Below are 17,257 nucleotides of genomic sequence, written 5' to 3'. Positions count from 1 at the left end.
GCGGAGGTTGAGGATATGAATAAGGTAGAAGCGCTTCAGGAACTCATCCAGAACCTCAAGGCGGCCGTACCCGAGATCCGCGGGGTGATGGTGGCCTCCCAGGACGGGCTTCCCATCGCCCACGACTTCCCCGAGGCCGAGGCCCCCCGCATCGCGGCCATGGCCGCCACCTCCTTGGGCCTCGGCAAGCGCATCGCCTCCACCTTGCGCCTCGGGGACTTCCAGGAGGCGGTGGTGCGGGGAGCGGGAGGCTACCTGGTGGTGTACGAGGCGGGGGAGAAGGGGGTCTTGGCGGTGGCCGCCCCCCAGGGGGCCAACCTGGGCCTCATCCACCTCGAGGCCCGCGAAGCGGCCAAGGAGCTGAGAGAACTCCTTTAGGGGGGCCAGGATGCGGGTCTTGGTGGTGGACGACGACCCCGTTCAGCGGCGCCTCCTCATGCGGGCCCTGGCCCCTTTGGAGGTGGAGGTGTGGGAGGCGAGGAACGGGAAGGAGGCCTTGGACCTCCTCAGGGACAGGCTTCCCCACGTGGTCCTCACCGACCTCCACATGCCCGTCATGGACGGCCTGGAGCTCACCCAAAGCCTCAAGGCCCAAGACCCCCTTCTTCCCGTGATCCTCCTCACCGCGGATGGGGAGCGGGAGGTGCGCCTGAAGGGGATAGAGGCGGGGGCCGACGACTTCCTCAACCGGCCCGTGGACCTCGCCGAGCTCCGCCTCCGGGTGAAGGGGCACCTGGAGCGCAGGCGGCTTCAGGAGAAGCTAGAGGACCTGGAGCGGACCCTCCTCGTGCTCATGCGGGCGGTGGAGGCCAAGGACGCCTACACCGCGGGCCACGGGGAGCGGGTGGCCCGGTACGCCCTCCTGGCCGCGGAGGAACTCGGGGCCAGGGAAGAGGAGCGGGAAGACCTGCACATGGGGGCGCTCCTCCACGACGTGGGCAAGATCGCCATCCCCGACCACATCCTCCGGGGAGACCACCCCCTAAGCGAGCACGAGTGGCGGCTCATCCGCGAGCACCCCGTGAGGGGGGACGAGATCCTGGGGCCCCTCCGGGCCCACCCCCGCCTCCGCCCCTACGTGCGCTGGCACCACGAGAAGCTGGACGGCTCCGGCTACCCCGACGGGCTCACGGAGATCCCCCTTCTGGTGCAGGCCCTAAGCGCCGCGGACATTTACGATGCCCTCACCAGCGTGCGCACCTACCGCAAGCCCCTAAAGCCCCACGAGGCCCTGGAGGCCCTGGAGGAGGAGGCGCGGAAGGGGAAGCTTTCCCGGGAGGTGGTGCGGGCCTTCCGGTCGGGGCTTTTGCGAAACCGCCTCCTCAGGGCCTGAAGCCGTACTCCTCCCAGCGGGCGTCCACCAGGGCCTTCACCCTGGGGTCCATCCGGACCCTCTCGGGCCAGACCCTTTGGAAGCCCTCCTCGGGGAGCTTCCGCGTGCCGTCCAGGACCAAGACCGGCCCCTCTACCCCCGGCATCACCCGGGCGTCCCGCTCGGGGTCTATGTTGTTGAGGACGTACCAGAGGAGTTCCTCCGGGCTTAGGGCCGTGTCCTCGTCGGCGAGGAGGAGAAGCCGGATCCCGGCGCTTTGCGGGGTGCCGAGGAGCCTCTCCGCCACCTCCCAGGCCTGGTGGGGGCGGCGCTTCGCCAGCACCACCCCCCAGAGGCCCGGCCACTGCCTCTGGGCCAGGACCTCGGGATCTTCGGGAAGCGTGGGGTGGGCCTTGGGAATAAAGGACGCCTCTCCCCCCTCCTCGGGAAGCTTCCGCGTGCCGTCAATGACGAGCTTCCCCCCGAAGGCGAAGGCCCGGGAGCTGTGGTCCAGGACGTCCACGGGGCCCCTTAGGAGGAGGGTGTCCCGCCCGGGAAGGGCGTGCTTGAGGGCCTCAAGCAGGGCAGCAAACCCGGGCTTGACCGGAACGTCCGCGTCCACGGCCACAATGACCTTGGCGAACATCATCTGCCCCAGGCCCAGCATCCCGTAGGCCACCTTGTAGGCCTGCCCCGGGTACTCCTTGCGCAAAGCCACGTTCACCCAGTTGTGGGCCACCCCCTCGGGGGGCATGTGGTAGTCCACCACCTCGGGGAGCACCAGGCGGAGGGCGGGGAGGAAGAGCCTTTCCGTGGCCTCAATGAGGTAGGCGTCCTCCATGGGGGGAACGCCCACGAGGGTGGCGGGGTAGATGGCCCCCTTCCGGTGGGTAAGGGCGGTGACGTGGAAGCGGGGGTAGAGGTCCACGGGGGTGTAGAAGCCCGTGTGGTCCCCAAAAGGCCCCTCCTCCACCAGGGGCTCCTCGGGGTCAATGTAGCCCTCGAGGACAAACTCCGCCTCCGCGGGCACGGGGAGGTCCACGGTCACCCCCCGGGCAAGCTCAATGGGGGCCCCCCGGAGGAAGCCCGCCAGGTGGAACTCGCTCACCCCCGGCAAGGGAGGGAGGGGTGCGGTGGCGGCGTAGGTGAGGACCGGGTCCCCTCCCAGGGCCACGGCCACCTCCAGCCTCCTCCCCAGCCTCTTCGCCTTCTCCAGGTGGCGGCGGCCCACCTTGTGCCATTGCCAGTGCATGGCGGTGCTCCTTTTGTCCAGGACCTGCATGCGGTACATGCCGAGGTTGAGCTCCCCGGTCTCGGGGTCCTTGGTGATGACGAGGGGCAGGGTGAGGAAGGGCCCCCCGTCCAGAGGCCAGCACTTGAGGACGGGAAGGCGCCCTAGGTCCACCTCCTCCCCCCGCCACACCACCTCCTGCACCGGGGCCTTCCGCACCCGCCTGGGGAAGAAGCCCCGGAGGAGGGGAAGCTTGGGGAGGAGGCCCAGGAGGGCGGAAAGCCCCCCCTTCCCCGGCTCCAGGGCGAGGAGGCGCTCCACCTTCCCCGAAAGCTCGTCCAGGTCCGCCACCCCCAGGGCGAAGGCCGTGCGCGCCCTCGTGCCGAAAAGCCCGATGGCCACGGGGAAGTCCTTGCCCACCACCCGCTCAAAGAGGAGGGCGGGGCCTTCCCCTTTCACCACCCGGTCCGCGATCTCGGCGATCTCCAGCTCGGCGCTCACCGGGACCCTCACCCGGTGGAGCTCCCCCCGGCGTTCCAAGGCCTCGAGGTAGGCCCGAAGGTTCCGAAACACGCCTAAGCTTACCCCTAGAGCTCCAGCACAAGGTGCTCCAGGCGGAAGTCCTTTGGGGTGCCGTGGACGAGGACGGCCTCGAGGCGCACCGGCAGGTCGTCCCGGCCCAGGAGGAAGCGGGCGCTTTGGAGAAGCCTCCGCACCTTCCCCGGGGTGATGGCTTCCAGGGGGGCGCCGAAGCGGCTGGAGGCCCGCTGCTTCACCTCCACCACCACGTAGACCCCGTCTTTTTCCAGAAAGAGGTCCACCTCCCCGAAGGGGGTGCGGCGGTTCCTCCAAAGGAGGCGGTAACCCTTACCGAGGAGGAAGCGCAGGGCCTCCTCCTCGGCCCACCTTCCCCTCAAGGCGCCCACTCCTGGAAAAGCTCCCCGTCCAAATAGAGGCGGAAGCGGGCCTCCCCCAGGACCTGGTAGGTCCCCGAAAGCCTCAGGCCCTCCTCTCCCGGCCCCTCGTAGACCACCTGGGCCCCCCGGGCGTCCACGAGGAGGAGGCGCACCTGCCGGCCTTGGGCCTCGGGGGGCAGGTCCAGGGCCAAAACCACGGAGCGGAGGGGGGTCCCGGGGAAGGCCTCGGGCAGCTGGACCGCCCCCTGGACCGCCACCCTAAGCCGCACCGGGCTTCCGGAAAGGACGGCCTCCCCCGGCCCCGGCACCTGCGCCAGGACCAGGCCCTCAGGCGCCCCCGAAGGCACCTCCTCCACCTGGGGCAAAAGCCCCGCGGCGTTCAACAGGAAGAGGGCGTCCTCCCGCTTCAGGCCCACGAGCCGGGGAACGACCACCGTCTCCCCGGACCGCTCCCCCGCCACCAGGAGGTCCACCCGGGCCCCGTAGGCCATGGGCGTCCCCGCAGGGGGGCTCGTGGCGAGGACGGTCCCCGCCGCCTCCTCGGCCTCCACCGCGGCCACCCGCCCCACCTGGAAGCCGAGTCCTGAAAGCCAGTCCTCCGCCTCCGCCCTGGGGAGGCCCCGGAGGTCGGGGACGGGCACGAGCCGCGCCTGGTTCAGGACCAGGCGCACCACCCGCCCGGCCCGGAGGCGGGTGCCGGGCGGGGGGTCCTGCTCCAGCACCACCTCCTTGGGCCTCGAGGGGTCGTTCCCCTCCTCCACCTCCAGGCCAAGCCCCGTATCCCGGAGGAGAAGGAAAGCCTCCCGCGCGGTCTTGCCCACCAGGTCGGGGACCACGTACTCGGGAGGGTTGAAGTAGCGGTCAAGCCCCTGGGCCAAGAGGAGGAGGCCCAGGCCCAGGAGGAAAAGCCCCGGGGCCACCCGGGACCAAAACCCCCCCCGGCCCCGCCTCGCGGCCCCCGGGCGGAGGGGCCAGGGGGCGAGGTAGGCCACCCCGTCCTCCCCCATGGCCACGTGCTCCGGCCCGAAGCCGAAGGGGGCCAAAGCGGCCAGGACCTCCTTAGGAGGGCGCCGCCCGCTCAGAGGCCGTTCGGGAAAGAAGGCGTAGTACCGCCCCGGCTTGGCCGAGACCTGGGCCTCGAGGAGGCCGAGCTCCTCCAGGCGCCGTATCGCCGCCCGGTAGCGGTAGAAGCGGTCCTTGTCCTGGGGCGTGCGGACGTCAAAGGAGAAGACCAGCCCCCCCTCCACCCGGTAGAGGGTCACCCCGTCCCGGCTCTCCAGCGTCTCCAGAACGGGGTAGCGGTCGTCCAAGAGCATGCGGGGCCGATTATACTACGGGCGGTATGTGGGACGTGATCGTGGTGGGAGGTGGCCCCTCGGGGCTTTCCGCCGCCCTCTTCCTGGCCAGGGCCGGGCTTAAGGTCCTGGTCCTGGACGGGGGCCGCTCCAAGGTCAAGGGCGTGAGCCGGGTGCCCAACTACCCCGGCCTCCTGGACGAGCCTTCCGGCGAAGAACTCCTCCGCCGCCTCGAGGCCCACGCCCGCCGGTACGGGGCCGAGGTCCGCCCCGGGGTGGTGAAGGGGGTGCGGGACATGGGCGGCGTCTTTGAAGTGGAGACCGAGGAAGGGGTGGAGAAGGCGGAGCGCCTGCTCCTTTGCACCCACAAGGACCCCACCCTCCCGAGCCTCCTCGGGCTGACCCGCCGCGGCGCCTACATTGACACCGACGAAGGGGGCCGGACCAGCTACCCCCGGGTCTACGCCGCCGGCGTGGCCCGCGGCAAGGTGCCGGGCCACGCCATCATCAGCGCCGGGGACGGGGCCTACGTGGCCGTCCACCTGGTCTCCGACCTGCGGGGCGAGCCCTACAAGGACCACGCCGTGTAGCCCCCAAGCCCTTCGGGCCTCCCAAGCCTCCGCGAGGGCCATCCGGCCCCTCGCCCCGGTGGGGGCCTACACCGGCCGCCCCGCCATCATGAAGCTCGCCGTCATCCCGCCGTCCACGGGCAGGATGGCCCCGGTGATGAAGCTGGCCTTCTCCGAGGCCAGGAAGAGGACGGCCTCCGCCACCTCCTCGGGCTTCCCCAGGCGCCTCAGGGCGTGGAGGTCCTCCCAGTCCTTCCGGGTCCTCTCCGGGTCCGGGGAGAGGGCGATGGCCTCCAGGACCGCCTCCGTGGCGATGGCCCCGGGCGCCACCGCGTTCACCCGGATGCGGAGGGGGGCGAGGTCCAGGGCCAGGGAGCGGGTGAGGTTCACAAGCCCCCCCTTGGAGGCGTTGTAGGCGGCGTTCTCCTGCTCGGCGAAAAGCCCCTGCACGCTGGCCACGTTGACGATGGCCCCACCGCCCACCTTCCGCATCTCCCGCGCGGCCAAGGCGGAAAGGTGCATGGGGGCGGTGAGGTTGACCTCAAGCACCCTGCGCCACTCGGGAAGCCGCACCGTGAGAGCCGAGCCGGGGGCGGCGATGGCGGCGTTGTTGACCAGAACGTCCACCCGGCCCAGGGCGTAGGCGGCCTCCTCCACGAAGCGCACCCGCTCCCTCTCGTCCTCGAGGTCCACCTGGAAAAACACTCCCCCGATGGCCTCCGCCACCTCCTTCCCCTCCGGGCGGAGGTCGCACAGGGCCACCAAGGCCCCCTCCCGGGCGAAGGCCTGGGCGATGGCCCGGCCGATGCCCCGGGCCCCTCCGGTCACCAGCACCCCCTTGCCAGCGAAAAGGCCCATACCCGAAGGATTCTCCCCCCAAGTCCCCCCGTCAAGAGGGGGGCCCTGAACCCGGACAGACACATGTGAGACTCTAGGGTGGGATAAAAAGAGGGGGACCGACTCCGGAAGGAAGTCCCCCAGGTGCAGCTTACCACGGTTGGCAAAGCGATTTGGCGAGGAGCGAGGAAGGCCCAGGAGCTGGGGACGGCGGGGGCCGGCGATCCCCTGGTCCAGGAACGGCTGCGCAAGCTCAAACAGGTAGAGGCGTTTAGGAGGCATGGGGTAGGCTGGTCCGAAATCCAGGAGCTTGTGGGAATCAGCCGGGCCACCTACTACCGCTGGCGGAAACCTACTACAACCACCGCAGGCCCCACATGGCCCTGGGGGGGCTGGCGCCTTTGGAGTTCTTGGCTAAGATGCAAGAGGAGTTGGTCCCCCAGTCTCAGATGTGTTGACCGATTACATGGGCTGGACAACGGCGGGTGAGCGATGTAAACTAAAAGAGGTTTAGTGCGAAGGTGATATTTATGGGCCTACACGTCCTCGGCGTGAACGCATCGGCAAGGACGGACGGGTTTACGGCGGAGCTTTTGGACGAGGTTTTGGAGGCGGCCAGGCGCAAGGGGGCGACCACCGAGCGCCTGGATTTGGTGCGGCACCCCTTTCCCCTCTGCGCCGGCAACTACTCCGTGGATCCCGCTTCCTGCGGGCCGGAAACCTGCGTCCAGGGGCCCTGGGACGGGTTTGGCAAGGTGGCGGAGCGGATCCTTTCCGCCGACGCGGTGGTCTTCGCCACGCCCGTCTACTGGTTCAGCGTCTCCTCCCGGATGAAGGCCCTCCTGGAGCGGATGACCTCCATGGAGAACCAGGGCCTCCTGAACCTGGGCAAGCCCATGGCCCTCCTGGCGGTGGCGGAGGAGGAAGGGGCGAGCCAGGCCCTCGCCCAGATGCTCCTGCCCCTCTCCTACATGGGCTTCGTCCTCGCCCCCTTGGGCCTGGTCTACGCCCACCATCGGGGCGTGGGGCGCTTGAGGGAAAACCCCGAGCTTTTGGAGGACGCCCGCATCGCCGGGGAGAACCTGGTGCTGATGGCGGAGAGGCTCCGGGGGAGCTCCTTCCAGGAGCCCTTGCCGAGCCACCTCTACCGGGCGCCCGCCTCGAGGGCCGCGGGGGACTGAGGCCGCCTTGGGCTCGCTTGCGCCGGCACGGGCCTTCCCGGTTCAGAGGTAGAGGGGCTCCACCCCCTCGTGGGCGAAGGGGAGGAGCTCGTAGAGGGCCCGGGGGTCGGGGGGAGGGTCCAGGAGGAGGCGGCCTTCCTGCGGGAGCTCCTGGGCCTTGAGCTTCCTCGGGGGGGCCACCTCCTTGGGCCTTCCCCCTTCCAGGGTGTAGGTGGCCCCGTAGAAGAGGCCGTTTCTAGCGGTGAAGAGGGGGGTGAGGGGCTCCCCTTCCTGAAGGAAGGGCCAAGAGGCGGCGAGGAGGGAGCTCACCCCATAGACCCTGGCTCCCAGGGCCTGGGCGAGGCCGAGGCCCGCGGCCAAGGCGATGCGCAGGCCCGTGTAGGAGCCCGGCCCCTCGCCCAAGACCAGGGCGCCGATCTCCTCGCGCCCGACCCCAACCTCCCTCAGGACCTCCTCCAGGAGGCCGAAGAGGACTTCCTCGTGCCGCCGTTCCACCCGCTTGACCCGGCCTACCCCCGCCTCCCCCTGGAAGAGCCCCAGGGAGAGGTAAGGGGTGGCCGTGTCCAGGACCAGCGTCCACATCCTCCCCATCCTAGGGCCTCCTGCTATACTCCGGCAGGGAATGAGGACCTATCCCCTGCACGGGATCTTGGGCGTGGGGGTGCTCCTCGCCCTCGGCCTCTACGCCCAGAGGCTGGGCTTTCTCCCCGCCTGGGCGGCGTGGGGCCTGTGGGCCGGGTACCTCCCCCTTGCGCTCTGGGGGCTCCTTTGGGGAGGGTGGCGGGCCGTGCCCCTCGCCCTCGGGCTTTTGGCCCCTCTTTTCCCGCCTTTGGCCTTTCTCGGGCCCTTGGGCGCCGCCTTGGCCCTGGGGCGGACCCTTCCGGAGAAGGCCCAGGCCGCCTTCTACGGCTGGGCCCTGGTTTGGCCGGCCCTCGCCCTCCTTCTGGTGTGGCAGGTCTTTCCTACCCTCTACGCCTTTTACCTCAGTCTCTTTGACCGGGTGAACTTCCTCAGGCCCGCGGCCTTCGCCGGGCTCCAGAACTACCGGATCCTCCTCGAGGACCCCCTCTTCTGGCGCGCCTTGGGCAACACCTTCTGGTACGTGGTCTTCACCGTGCCCACCGGGCTTCTCCTCGCCACCTTCGTGGCCATCCTCCTCAACACCCGGGTGGCCTTCCTCGGGCTGTACCGGACCCTCTTCTTCCTCCCCTACATCACCGCCCTCACGGCGGCGGCCGCCGTGTGGCGCTGGATCTACCACCCGGAGTTCGGCTTCCTCAACTGGCTCCTCCGCACCCCGGGCCTGGACTGGCTGAACACCCCCACCGGGGTCTTCGCCCTCCTCCTCCGGCCCTTGGGGATAGAGGTCCAGGGGTTTTGGGCCGGGCCCAGCCTGGCCTTCGTGGCCGTCATGGCCATGAGCGTATGGCACTTTTTGGGCTACCAGGTGGTGATCCTCCTGGCGGGGCTCCAGGCCATCCCCAAGGAGTACTACGAGGCCGCGGAGCTGGACGGGGCCACCTTCTGGCAGCGCCACCGCCTCATCACCTGGCCCCTCCTTTCGCCCACCACCTTCTTCCTCTTCACCCTGGGGCTCATCGGGGCCTTCCAGGTCTTCACCCAGGTCTACGTCCTCACCCCCACGGGCGGGGTGCTGCAGGACACCCTGACCCTGGCCTTCTACCTCTACAACAAGGGCTTCCGCGACTCGGACTTCTCCTACGCCAGCGCCATCGCCATGGTCACCTTCCTGATCATCCTGGCCCTCACCCTGGTCCAGCGCCGGGTTCTGGAGAGGCGGGTGAACTATGAGGTTTAGGCTTTCGCTCCTCGGGGTGCACCTGGTCCTTTTGGTGGGCGGGGGGATCATGGCCTTCCCCTTCTACTGGATGCTGGCCACCAGCTTCAAAAGCCCCCAGGAGGCCCTGCAGGCCCAGCCGGTGTGGGTGCCGGAGCGCATCAAGCCCGCGAACTGGTTCAAGGCGGCGAGGCTCGGGGATAGCCCCCTTTGGGGAGGCCTCGGTCCCGGAAGGAGCGCGGAGCTCTTCTTCCCGGGCCCTGAAGGCCTTCCCCCGAGGGCCCTCGTGCCCCGCTCCCCGGGGGCCTTCTTTGACCCGGTGGCGGACGGGACCAAGGTGGAGGTGGCCCGGGGGGAGGGGGGGTGGTGGGTCCGCCTCACCAACACGGGGGAGGCCGGCTTCCGCCGGGTCCCCCTGGTGGTCCTCTGGCCCAAGGGGGTGCCCTTGGAGCCCCCCCTGCCCCCGGACGCCCTCCGCTCCCAGGGGGAGTACTGGCGGCTGGAGTGGGTGAACGCGGTGCCCGGGGCCTTGGGGTACGTGTTCCACAACTACCTCGAGGCCTGGGACGCCGCCCCCTGGGGCCGGTACTTCTTCGTGAGCTTCTTCACTGCCTCCGTCCAGGTGGCGGTGGGCCTCTTCCTCGCCGCCCTGGCCGCCTTCGCCCTGGCCCGCATCCCCTTCCCAGGAAAGGAGGCCGTCTTCGTCCTCATCCTGGCCACCATGATGGTCCCGGGGGAGGTCCTCCTCATCCCCAACTACGTCCTCCTCGCCCGGCTGGGCTGGCTGGACACCTACTACGCCCTCATCGTCCCCTGGCTCGCCTCGGTCTTCGGCATCTTTCTCCTGCGGCAGTTCTACCTCTCCCTTCCCCAGGACCTCTTTGACGCCGCCAGGATTGACGGGGCCGGCTACCTCACCCAGCTTTTCCGCATCGCCTTGCCCTTGAGCCTGCCGGGGCTCGTGTCCTATGGGATCTTCACCTTCCTCGGGGCCTACAACGCCCTGCTTTGGCCCCTCATCGTCACCCAAAGCCCGGAGATGCGCACGGTGCAGCTTGGGCTCCTCGCCTTCGTTTCCGAGGCGGGCTCGGACTACGGCGCCTTGATGGCCGCGAGTGCCTTCGTCATCGCCCCCGTGGTCCTGGGCTACTTCGTGGCCCAGCGGCAGTTCATCCAGGGGATCGCCCGCACGGGGCTGAAGTGAGCTTGACGGGGCCCTGACGGGGGGCAGGGTATACTTTCCCCGGAGGTATGAGGGTATGAAGAAGGCGCTTTTGCTGGTGGCGGCGCTGGGCGTGGCCTTCGCCCAGCAGGCCAAGCCGGAGGACGTGATCAAGGAGCAGTGCGCCAAGGCCAAGGTGGTGGCCGAGCTCTGGCACGGCTTCACCGGGGGGGCCCCCAAGACCGCCTTGGAGAACCTGGTGGTGGAGTTCAACAAGGGCCAGCAGGGGCGGTGCGTCCGCCCCGTGCCCCAGGGGGGGTACCGGGATCTTTCCACCAAGATCAAGGCGGCCTTCGCCGCCGGGAAGGTTCCGGCCATGGCCCAGGCCTACGAGAACAACATCGCCCTCTACCTCGAGGCCAAAGCCCTTCTGCCCATTGAGGCTCTGGGGGTCAGGCTCCAAGGGGTGAACCTCAGCTTCCTGAACGCCGTGCGCTTCGGGGGCGTGGTCTACGGGGTGCCCTTCAACAAGAGCATCCAGGTCCTCTACTACAACAAGGACCTCCTGAAGAAGCACGGGGCTAAGGTGCCGGCGAGCCTCGAGGAGTTCGTGGCCACCGCCAAGAGGCTTTCCCAGGCCGAGGGCGGCCCCGTCTACTGGTTCCAGCCCGACGCCTCCACCTTCGCCTACTTCTTCTTCAACCTGGGCGGGAGCTACCTCAAGGACGGGAAGCTGGTGCTGAACTCCAAGGAGGCGGTGGAGGCCCTCACCCTCCTGCAAAACGGGGTCAAGGAGGGGTGGGCCAAGGCCATCACCTCCGGCTACATCAACCAGAACCTGGGCTCGGGTCCCTACGCCTTTAGCGTGGACACCTCCGCGGGCTACACCTACTACCGCCAGGGGGCCAAGTTTGACCTCGGGGTGGCCACCCTGCCGGGCCGGACCAAGGGCCAGCCGGGCTACGGCCTCGTCCAGGGGACGAACCTGGTGGTCTTCCGCCAGGCCTCTAAGGAGGAGCAGGCGGTGGCCAAGGACTTCCTCCAGTTCGTCCTCTCCCCCAGGGCCCAGGCCGTCTTCGCCACGGCCACGGGCTACGTGCCCGTCACCGAGGGGGCCCTCAAGGACCCCGTCTACCAGGCCTACGCTGCCGAGAACCCCGACTACGCCACCATCGTGCGCCAAAGCCGCTACGCCAAGTTTGAGCCCGCCTTGGCGGAGTGGGAGCAGATCCGCTTTGACATCCTGGGCCAGGCCATCAAGGAGGCCATTCTCAACAAGGCCGACCCCAAGGCCGCCTTGGACAAGGCCCAGAGGCTGGCGGAAGACCTCCTTTCCGGCAAGACCCGCTGAACCTCTTCCTTACCCCCGCCCGAGGCGAAGGCCCCCGGGCGGGGGTAAGCTTTAGGTATGCCCAAGGGCTATCACGACCGCGTGGCCTTCGTGGACCTCTCCACGGGGAAGGTGTGGTACGAAAGCTTTGGCGAGGCCTTCTGGCGGCGCTACCTGGGGGGGAGGGCGTTGGCCGCCTACCTCCTCCTCAGGCACGTGCCCAAGGGGGCCGATCCCCTGGGCCCCGAGAACGCCCTCGTCTTCGCCCCCGGGGTCCTCACCGGCACCCCCATCTCCGGCTCGGGGCGGAACACCGTGGCCGCCAAGAGCCCCCTCACCGGGGGGTACGGGGACGCAGAGGGCGGCGGCTTCTTCGGGGCGGAGCTGAAGAACGCGGGTCTGGACGCCCTCGTGGTCTTGGGCCAGGCGGAGGCCCCCGTCTACCTCCACGTGGAAGGAGGGGAGGTGGCCGTCCACCCCGCGGTCCACCTCTGGGGCAAGGACCCCCTGGAGGTGGAGGCCCTCCTCAAGGAGGCCCACGGGGGGAACACCCGCGTGGCCCAGATCGGCCTCGCCGGGGAGAACCGGGTCCTCACCGCCAACGTCATCCACGACCTGGCCCACTTCGCCGGGCGGGGGGGCCTGGGGGCGGTGATGGGGGCCAAAAGGCTCAAGGCGGTCTCCGCCCGGGCCCACAAGGAGACCCTTCCCGCCTACCACGACCCCGGCCTTCTCAAGGAGCTCGCCCGGCGCATGGCCAAGGAGCGCATGGACCGGGCGGCGGGCCTCGTCACCATGGGTACCGTGGGCACGGTGAAGCCCTTCAACCTCCGGGGGGTCCTCCCCAGCCACAACTTCCTGGATGGCTTTTTGGAGGGGGCCGAGGCCCTGGACGGGACCAGCCTGGACGCCCTCGGCATCCGCATCGGCCGGGACACCTGCTACGCCTGCGCCATCCGCTGCAAGCAGGTGGTGAAGATTGAGGGCACGGGCAAGTACGACGTCCGCCCCGAGTACGGGGGGCCGGAGTACGAGGGGCTTGGGGCCTTGGGCTCCACCTGCGGGGTCACCGACCCCTACGCCGTGACCAAGGCCAACACCCTCTGCAACCAGTACGGCCTGGACGTCATCGGGGTGGGGGTGACCATTGCCTGCGCCATGGAGGCGGTGGAGAAGGGCTATTTGGACGACGAGGGCCTGGGGCTTCGCTTCGGCAACGGGGATGCCCTCATCGCCGCCATAGAGAAGCTGGCGAGGCGGGAGGGGAGGCTTGGGGAGCTTCTCGCCCAGGGGGCGAGGCGCCTTGCTGAAGCCATCGGCCACCCCGAGCTCGCCATGCACGTGAAGGGGCAGGAGGTGCCCATGCACGACCCCCGGTACAAGCGGGCCCTGGGGGTGGGGTATGCGGTGAGCCCCACGGGGGCGGACCACAACCACAACCTCCACGACACCGCCTTCGCCAAGGAGGGGAGGGCCCTGAAGGAGCTCCGCTTCTACGGGGAGGACTTCCAGCCCCTGCCCATAGAGGACCTTTCCGAGGCCAAGATCCGGATGCTCTGGACCAAGACCCGGGAGCGGGGGTTCGTGAACAGCCTGGTGCTCTGCGACTTCGTCCCCTGGACCCCGGAGGAGTGGCGGGAGGCCCTCTACGCCGCCACGGGCTGGCGGCTTTCCCCGGAGGAGATGCTTGCGGTGGGGGAGAGGACGCTCCAGCTCACCCGGCTTTTCAACCTGCGGGAGGGGATCTCCCCGGAGGAGGACCGGCTTCCCGAGCGCTTCTTCCAGCCCTTCCGCCAGGGGAACCTCGAGGCCCGCTTAGACCCCCTGGCCTTCCGGGAGGCGGTCAAGGCCTACCGGAGGCTTGCGGGCTGGGAGGAGGGCGTGGCCCCCGAAAGGCTTAGGGCCTTGGGCCTAGAGGAGTTCCAGAACGCCCTGGCGTAGGAGGGCGGGAAGGGGAGGCTCCCCCACCCGGAGGAGGGCGTAGCGCCCCCGGAGGAGGGCGAGGAGGCGCAGGGCCTTGAGGTGGGCGGCCAGGGCCTCCTTGTAGGCCTCCACCTCCTCCCGCCCCACGGGGAGGGTTTCCCCGGTCTCCACGTCCTTGAGGAGGGCCTCCGTGGGGGGCGGGTCCAGCTCCAGGGGGGAGAGGACCTGCACCAGGACCACCCGCCTGGGGAGGAGCCTGGGCCAGGGGAGGGGGTCAAGCCCGTCGGTGACGAGGACCAGGACTCCCCTCCCGGGGCGGAGGTCCTCGGGGCTTCCCCCCTCGAGGCGGGCCAGGGGGTCCTCCTGGCGGGCGATCTTGAGGAGGAGGGCCGCCACCTCCTCGGCGTAGGGGAGCTTCCCGTGGAGGCGCATGCTTGGGCTTCTGTCCAGGTAGATCCGGAAGCGGGCCCTTTCCGGGGCGGTCTCCAGGCGGGTGTAAAGCCTTCCCGTCTTGGCGTAGGCCCGCCAGTGGACCCTCCGCACCTCGTCCCCCGGGGCGTAGGGGCGGAGCTCGTAAAACTCCCCCCCAAGCCCCTTCCTCCGGGCCAGGCGCTCCCCGGGGTAGGGGAGGTAGGGCTTGGTGGCGATGCGGTAGCGGGCCACGCCGGTGGGGCCATTCTACCGCCTCTTTCCCTTCTCACCCCGCCTTCCGCTACCCTCGGTCCCGTGGACGCCTTCGCCGACTGGCTCTTCGTGGCCCTCTGGGTCCTCGGGGTCCTCCTCACCCTCCTCCCCTTCGTCCCCGCCACCTTGGTGGTCCTCTTCGGGGCCCTGGTGCACGAGCTCCTCGTGGGCTTCCGGGAGCTTTCCCTGGGGACGTGGCTTGGGCTTGGAGCCCTGGCCCTCCTCGCCATGCTTTTGGACAACGTGGCCGCCCTGGTGGGGGCCAGGCGCTACGGGGCGGGACGGGCGGGGCTTTGGGGGGCCTTTTTGGGGGGCGTTTTGGGGCTCTTCTTCGGGGTGGTGGGGGTCTTGGTCCTCCCCTTCCTCCTCGCTTGGCTCTTTGAGTACCTCTCGGGGAGGCGGCCGGAGGAGGCGCTGCGGGCGGCTTGGGGGACCCTGGTGGGGCTCATGGGCGGGGTGGTGGCCAAGGTCCTCGTCCACCTGGCCATGGGGGTCCTGGTCCTCAAGGCCATCTTTTGACGTATGCTTTCCGCCATGGAGCTGGTCTTCGTCACCCGGGAAGGGTGCGGGCTTTGCGAGAAGGCGGAGAGGGCCCTGTGGGCCCTGGGGGTTCCTTACGTGCGGCGGGACGTGGACCGCGATCCCGAGCTCTTCGCCCGGTACACCTTCCGCGTCCCGGTGCTCCTTTGGGGGGAGGAGGTGCTCCTCGAGGGGGCCTTTGGCGAGCAGGAGCTTATGGAGCTTGCGGCGCGCCTGGGGGGTGGAACGTGGACCCGGTGATGGTGCAGATCGGCCCCCTCGCCATCCGCTGGTACGGGGTCCTCCTCACCCTGGCCATCTTCTTGGGCTACGAGCTCGCCCGGCGCCGGTTAAGGGCCTGGGGATGGGACCTCGAGCCCTTTGAGCGCGTGGTCTTCTGGGCCGTGGTCTTTGGGGTGGTGGGGGCCCGGCTCGGGTACGTCCTCACCTCCCCCGGCTACTTCCTGGAGAACCCCCTCGAGGCCCTCTACATCTGGCACGGGGGCCTTTCCTTCCACGGGGCCATCCTGGGGGGGGCCCTCACCTTCTACTACTTCCACCGGAGGCGGGGCTACCCCTTGTGGCCTTACCTGGACGCCGCCACCCCGGGGGTGGCCTTGGGGATCATCGCCGGGAGGATCGGCAACCTCATGAACGGCTCCGACACCGTGGGCCGCCTCACCACCTTGCCCATCGGCTTCACCTGGCCGGAGTGGGCCAGGGGCTTTCCCGGGGTCTGCCCCGGCATTGACGACATCTCCGAGGTCTACCGGTGCGCCGAGCTCCTCCGGGGCCCCGTGCACCTCACCCAGGTCTACGGGGCCGTGGTGGGGCTCATCCTCCTCTTCCTCTCCCTCTACTGGCTTAGGAAGCGGCCCTTCTACGGCTACGCCTTCTGGCAGTTCGTCCTCTGGTACAGCGTCCTCCGCTCCGTGCTGGAGGAGCCTTTCCGCCTGAACCCCTTGTGGCTTCCCGTCTACCGCAACGACGAGCTCGGCATCGGCCTCTTCACCGCCACCCAGGTGGTGAGCCTGCCCCTCGTCCTCCTCTCCCTCTACATGCTGCGCCGGCTAAAGGGGGAGGCGTCTCGGCGCTAAGATGAGAGGCATGCACGCCCACGTGATCCTGGCCGCGGGGCAGGGGACCAGGATGCGGTCCCGCCTGCCCAAGGTGCTCCACCCCCTTTTGGGGAAGCCCATGCTCCTTTACGCCCTCGAGGCCGCCCTGGCCCTCAAGCCGGAGAGGCTCGCGGTGGTGGTGGGCCACGGGGGGGAGAAGGTGGTGGAGGCCCTGGAGGGCTACCCCGTGGAGGTGGTGTGGCAAAGGGAGCAGCTCGGCACCGCCCACGCCCTTCTCCAGGCGGAAGGCCTCCTCCGGGACTTCCCCGGCCCCTTCCTCGTGACCCAGGGGGACACCCCCCTCCTCTCCCCGAAGACCCTCGAGGCCCTCCTCCAGAGGGTGCGGGAGGGGGCGGGGATGGCCCTCCTCACCGTGGAGCTCCCTGACCCCACGGGTTACGGCCGGATCCTCCGCGAGGGGGAGGAGGTCTTGGGGAACGTGGAGGAGAAGGACGCGCCTCCTGAGGTCCGGGCCATCCGGGAGGTGAACGCCGGGGCCTACGCCTTTGACGGCTTCCTCTTCCAGGCCCTTAAAGAAGTGAGGAACGAAAACGCCGCCCGGGAGTACTACCTCCCGGACCTTATCGCCATCTACCGCACCCACGGCAAGAAGGTGGTGGCCGTGCGGGGGGTGGCGGAGGAGGCCCTTGGCGTGAACACCCGGGAGGAGCTCGCCCGGGTGGAGGGGGTGCTCCTTGGGCGGCTTCGCGCCGAGTGGATGCGGAAGGGGGTGCGCATGATCCTCCCCGAGACCATCTACCTGGAGCCCTCGGTGGAGCTTGCCCCCGACGTCACCCTCTGGCCCGGGGCGGTCCTCAAGGGGAGGACCCGGGTCGGCGAGGGGTGCGAGGTGGGGCCTTACGCCGTCCTCGAGGACACGGTGCTGGAACCCGGGGCCAGGGTCCTCGCCCACACCGTGGCCCAGGGGGCCCACCTCCACCCCGGGGCCTCCGCCGGGCCCTTCGCCAGGCTCCGCCCGGGGGCAGTCCTCATGGAGGAGGTCCACGTGGGGAACTTCGTGGAGGTGAAGAATAGCCTCCTCCACAAGGGGGTGAAGGCGGGGCACCTCGCCTACCTGGGGGACGCCGAGGTGGGGGAGGGGGCGAACATCGGGGCCGGGGTCATCACCGCGAACTACGACGGCAAGCGCAAGCACAAGACCCATATCGGCAAGAAGGCCTTCATCGGCTCCAACAGCGTCCTCGTGGCCCCGGTGCGGGTGGGGGACCGCGCTTTGGTGGGGGCGGGGAGCGTCATCACCCAGGACGTGCCCGAGGGGGCCCTGGCCGTGGCCCGGGAGCGGCAGAAGAACCTCGAGGGCTACGCCCTGAGAAAGCTCGGGGAAGGGTAGCCCTCTTCCTCCTCCCTTCAGCCCCGGGGT

General features: G+C 69.5%; 18 protein-coding genes and 1 pseudogene. 13 read left to right on the top strand and 6 right to left on the bottom strand.

Annotation, left to right across the window (positions count from 1 at the left end; all coding sequences use genetic code 11):
- Nucleotides 1–15: 15 nt before the first annotated feature.
- Together TthTMY_RS09285 and TthTMY_RS09280 are read left to right on the top strand one after the other, a co-directional pair.
- Nucleotides 16–378, top strand: coding sequence for a roadblock/LC7 domain-containing protein (locus tag TthTMY_RS09285; protein ID WP_096411061.1), 363 nt, complete (start codon nt 16–18; stop codon nt 376–378).
- A 10-nt stretch (nt 379–388) separates the two neighbouring features.
- The gene (locus TthTMY_RS09280; RefSeq protein WP_096411060.1) at nt 389–1,333 is read left to right on the top strand and encodes an HD-GYP domain-containing protein; all 945 of its coding nucleotides are present in this window, start codon (nt 389–391) and stop codon (nt 1,331–1,333) included.
- Here TthTMY_RS09280 and TthTMY_RS09275 read toward each other — a convergent pair.
- From TthTMY_RS09275 to TthTMY_RS09265, 3 genes are read right to left on the bottom strand one after another with little or no spacing between them, the layout of a single operon-like run.
- Nucleotides 1,323–3,116, bottom strand: coding sequence for a menaquinone biosynthesis decarboxylase (locus tag TthTMY_RS09275; RefSeq protein WP_223903207.1), 1,794 nt, complete (start codon nt 3,114–3,116; stop codon nt 1,323–1,325). The genes TthTMY_RS09280 and TthTMY_RS09275 overlap by 11 nt on opposite strands.
- A 14-nt stretch (nt 3,117–3,130) precedes the next feature.
- Nucleotides 3,131–3,469 (bottom strand): YraN family protein, encoded by a 339-nt coding sequence (locus TthTMY_RS09270; protein WP_096411059.1) that lies wholly within the window; start codon nt 3,467–3,469, stop codon nt 3,131–3,133.
- Nucleotides 3,457–4,776, bottom strand: coding sequence for a PASTA domain-containing protein (locus TthTMY_RS09265; RefSeq protein WP_096411058.1), 1,320 nt, complete (start codon nt 4,774–4,776; stop codon nt 3,457–3,459). The genes TthTMY_RS09270 and TthTMY_RS09265 overlap by 13 nt, the downstream gene beginning before the upstream one ends.
- A gap of 26 nt (nt 4,777–4,802) precedes the next feature.
- Here TthTMY_RS09265 and TthTMY_RS09260 point away from each other — a divergent pair, with 26 nt between their 5' ends.
- Nucleotides 4,803–5,345 (top strand): NAD(P)/FAD-dependent oxidoreductase, encoded by a 543-nt coding sequence (locus TthTMY_RS09260; protein ID WP_096411057.1) that lies wholly within the window; start codon nt 4,803–4,805, stop codon nt 5,343–5,345.
- A gap of 66 nt (nt 5,346–5,411) precedes the next feature.
- Here the strand turns inward: TthTMY_RS09260 and TthTMY_RS09255 are convergent, their stop codons facing one another.
- Nucleotides 5,412–6,182 (bottom strand): SDR family NAD(P)-dependent oxidoreductase, encoded by a 771-nt coding sequence (locus TthTMY_RS09255; RefSeq protein ID WP_223903206.1) that lies wholly within the window; start codon nt 6,180–6,182, stop codon nt 5,412–5,414.
- 123 nt (nt 6,183–6,305) lie between these two features.
- On the opposite strand from TthTMY_RS09255, the pseudogene TthTMY_RS09250 reads away from it, so the two are divergent.
- Nucleotides 6,306–6,512: pseudogene (locus tag TthTMY_RS09250) on the top strand (helix-turn-helix domain-containing protein); the annotation flags it as partial.
- 179 nt (nt 6,513–6,691) lie between these two features.
- Complete coding sequence (locus TthTMY_RS09245; protein ID WP_096411056.1) at nt 6,692–7,342, top strand: flavodoxin family protein; 651 nt, start codon at nt 6,692–6,694, stop codon at nt 7,340–7,342.
- A gap of 42 nt (nt 7,343–7,384) precedes the next feature.
- On the opposite strand, the gene tsaB is transcribed toward TthTMY_RS09245, so the two are convergent.
- The gene (tsaB, locus tag TthTMY_RS09240) at nt 7,385–7,933 is read right to left on the bottom strand and encodes a tRNA (adenosine(37)-N6)-threonylcarbamoyltransferase complex dimerization subunit type 1 TsaB (protein WP_096411055.1); all 549 of its coding nucleotides are present in this window, start codon (nt 7,931–7,933) and stop codon (nt 7,385–7,387) included.
- A gap of 31 nt (nt 7,934–7,964) precedes the next feature.
- Here tsaB and TthTMY_RS09235 point away from each other — a divergent pair, with 31 nt between their 5' ends.
- Genes TthTMY_RS09235 through TthTMY_RS09220 form a run of 4 tightly spaced genes read left to right on the top strand, consistent with a single transcriptional unit; the run spans nt 7,965 to nt 13,573 of the window.
- Nucleotides 7,965–9,161, top strand: a complete 1,197-nt coding sequence (locus TthTMY_RS09235; protein WP_096411054.1) for a carbohydrate ABC transporter permease — start codon at nt 7,965–7,967, stop codon at nt 9,159–9,161.
- Complete coding sequence (locus tag TthTMY_RS09230; protein ID WP_223903205.1) at nt 9,151–10,344, top strand: carbohydrate ABC transporter permease; 1,194 nt, start codon at nt 9,151–9,153, stop codon at nt 10,342–10,344. Before TthTMY_RS09235 ends, TthTMY_RS09230 begins: the two co-directional genes overlap by 11 nt.
- A 55-nt stretch (nt 10,345–10,399) precedes the next feature.
- On the top strand, nt 10,400–11,653 hold the full coding sequence (locus TthTMY_RS09225; RefSeq protein WP_096411053.1) for an ABC transporter substrate-binding protein: 1,254 nt from the start codon (nt 10,400–10,402) through the stop codon (nt 11,651–11,653).
- A gap of 57 nt (nt 11,654–11,710) precedes the next feature.
- On the top strand, nt 11,711–13,573 hold the full coding sequence (locus TthTMY_RS09220; protein ID WP_096411052.1) for an aldehyde ferredoxin oxidoreductase family protein: 1,863 nt from the start codon (nt 11,711–11,713) through the stop codon (nt 13,571–13,573).
- On the opposite strand, the gene TthTMY_RS09215 is transcribed toward TthTMY_RS09220, so the two are convergent.
- Nucleotides 13,544–14,218, bottom strand: coding sequence for a DUF58 domain-containing protein (locus TthTMY_RS09215; RefSeq protein ID WP_096411051.1), 675 nt, complete (start codon nt 14,216–14,218; stop codon nt 13,544–13,546). The two genes, TthTMY_RS09220 and TthTMY_RS09215, sit on opposite strands and share 30 nt — an antisense overlap.
- Nucleotides 14,219–14,281: 63 nt before the next feature.
- On the opposite strand from TthTMY_RS09215, the gene TthTMY_RS09210 reads away from it, so the two are divergent.
- Genes TthTMY_RS09210 through glmU form a run of 4 tightly spaced genes read left to right on the top strand, consistent with a single transcriptional unit; the run spans nt 14,282 to nt 17,227 of the window.
- Entirely contained in the window at nt 14,282–14,758 is a 477-nt protein-coding gene (locus TthTMY_RS09210) for a DUF456 domain-containing protein (protein ID WP_096411050.1), read from the top strand.
- A gap of 3 nt (nt 14,759–14,761) precedes the next feature.
- Nucleotides 14,762–15,019 (top strand): glutaredoxin family protein, encoded by a 258-nt coding sequence (locus TthTMY_RS09205; RefSeq protein ID WP_096411049.1) that lies wholly within the window; start codon nt 14,762–14,764, stop codon nt 15,017–15,019.
- A complete protein-coding gene (lgt, locus tag TthTMY_RS09200; protein ID WP_096412997.1) occupies nt 15,019–15,855 on the top strand; it encodes a prolipoprotein diacylglyceryl transferase in 837 nt (278 codons plus the stop codon). Before TthTMY_RS09205 ends, lgt begins: the two co-directional genes overlap by 1 nt.
- A gap of 10 nt (nt 15,856–15,865) precedes the next feature.
- Nucleotides 15,866–17,227 carry a bifunctional UDP-N-acetylglucosamine diphosphorylase/glucosamine-1-phosphate N-acetyltransferase GlmU gene (glmU, locus tag TthTMY_RS09195; protein ID WP_223903204.1) on the top strand — a complete coding sequence of 454 codons (1,362 nt, stop codon included), beginning with the start codon at nt 15,866–15,868 and terminating at the stop codon, nt 17,225–17,227.
- The last annotated feature ends 30 nt before the right edge of the window (nt 17,228–17,257 follow it).

Source organism: Thermus thermophilus (assembly GCF_019974155.1).
Classification (GTDB): Bacteria; Deinococcota; Deinococci; order Deinococcales; family Thermaceae; genus Thermus; species Thermus thermophilus_C.
This window is presented reverse-complemented; position numbering and strand designations above follow the sequence as displayed.

Excerpts from the sequence above, each read along its gene's own strand:
- TthTMY_RS09285 (WP_096411061.1), top strand. The coding sequence starts at position 16 with ATGAATAAGGTAGAAGCGCTTCAGGAACTCATCCAGAACCTCAAGGCG.
- TthTMY_RS09280 (WP_096411060.1), top strand. The coding sequence starts at position 389 with ATGCGGGTCTTGGTGGTGGACGACGACCCCGTTCAGCGGCGCCTCCTC.
- TthTMY_RS09265 (WP_096411058.1), bottom strand. The coding sequence starts at position 4,776 with ATGCTCTTGGACGACCGCTACCCCGTTCTGGAGACGCTGGAGAGCCGG.
- TthTMY_RS09260 (WP_096411057.1), top strand. The coding sequence starts at position 4,803 with ATGTGGGACGTGATCGTGGTGGGAGGTGGCCCCTCGGGGCTTTCCGCC.
- TthTMY_RS09255 (WP_223903206.1), bottom strand. The coding sequence starts at position 6,182 with ATGGGCCTTTTCGCTGGCAAGGGGGTGCTGGTGACCGGAGGGGCCCGG.
- TthTMY_RS09245 (WP_096411056.1), top strand. The coding sequence starts at position 6,692 with ATGGGCCTACACGTCCTCGGCGTGAACGCATCGGCAAGGACGGACGGG.
- tsaB (WP_096411055.1), bottom strand. The coding sequence starts at position 7,933 with ATGGGGAGGATGTGGACGCTGGTCCTGGACACGGCCACCCCTTACCTC.
- TthTMY_RS09235 (WP_096411054.1), top strand. The coding sequence starts at position 7,965 with ATGAGGACCTATCCCCTGCACGGGATCTTGGGCGTGGGGGTGCTCCTC.
- TthTMY_RS09230 (WP_223903205.1), top strand. The coding sequence starts at position 9,151 with ATGAGGTTTAGGCTTTCGCTCCTCGGGGTGCACCTGGTCCTTTTGGTG.
- TthTMY_RS09225 (WP_096411053.1), top strand. The coding sequence starts at position 10,400 with ATGAAGAAGGCGCTTTTGCTGGTGGCGGCGCTGGGCGTGGCCTTCGCC.
- TthTMY_RS09220 (WP_096411052.1), top strand. The coding sequence starts at position 11,711 with ATGCCCAAGGGCTATCACGACCGCGTGGCCTTCGTGGACCTCTCCACG.
- TthTMY_RS09205 (WP_096411049.1), top strand. The coding sequence starts at position 14,762 with ATGCTTTCCGCCATGGAGCTGGTCTTCGTCACCCGGGAAGGGTGCGGG.
- lgt (WP_096412997.1), top strand. The coding sequence starts at position 15,019 with ATGGTGCAGATCGGCCCCCTCGCCATCCGCTGGTACGGGGTCCTCCTC.
- glmU (WP_223903204.1), top strand. The coding sequence starts at position 15,866 with ATGCACGCCCACGTGATCCTGGCCGCGGGGCAGGGGACCAGGATGCGG.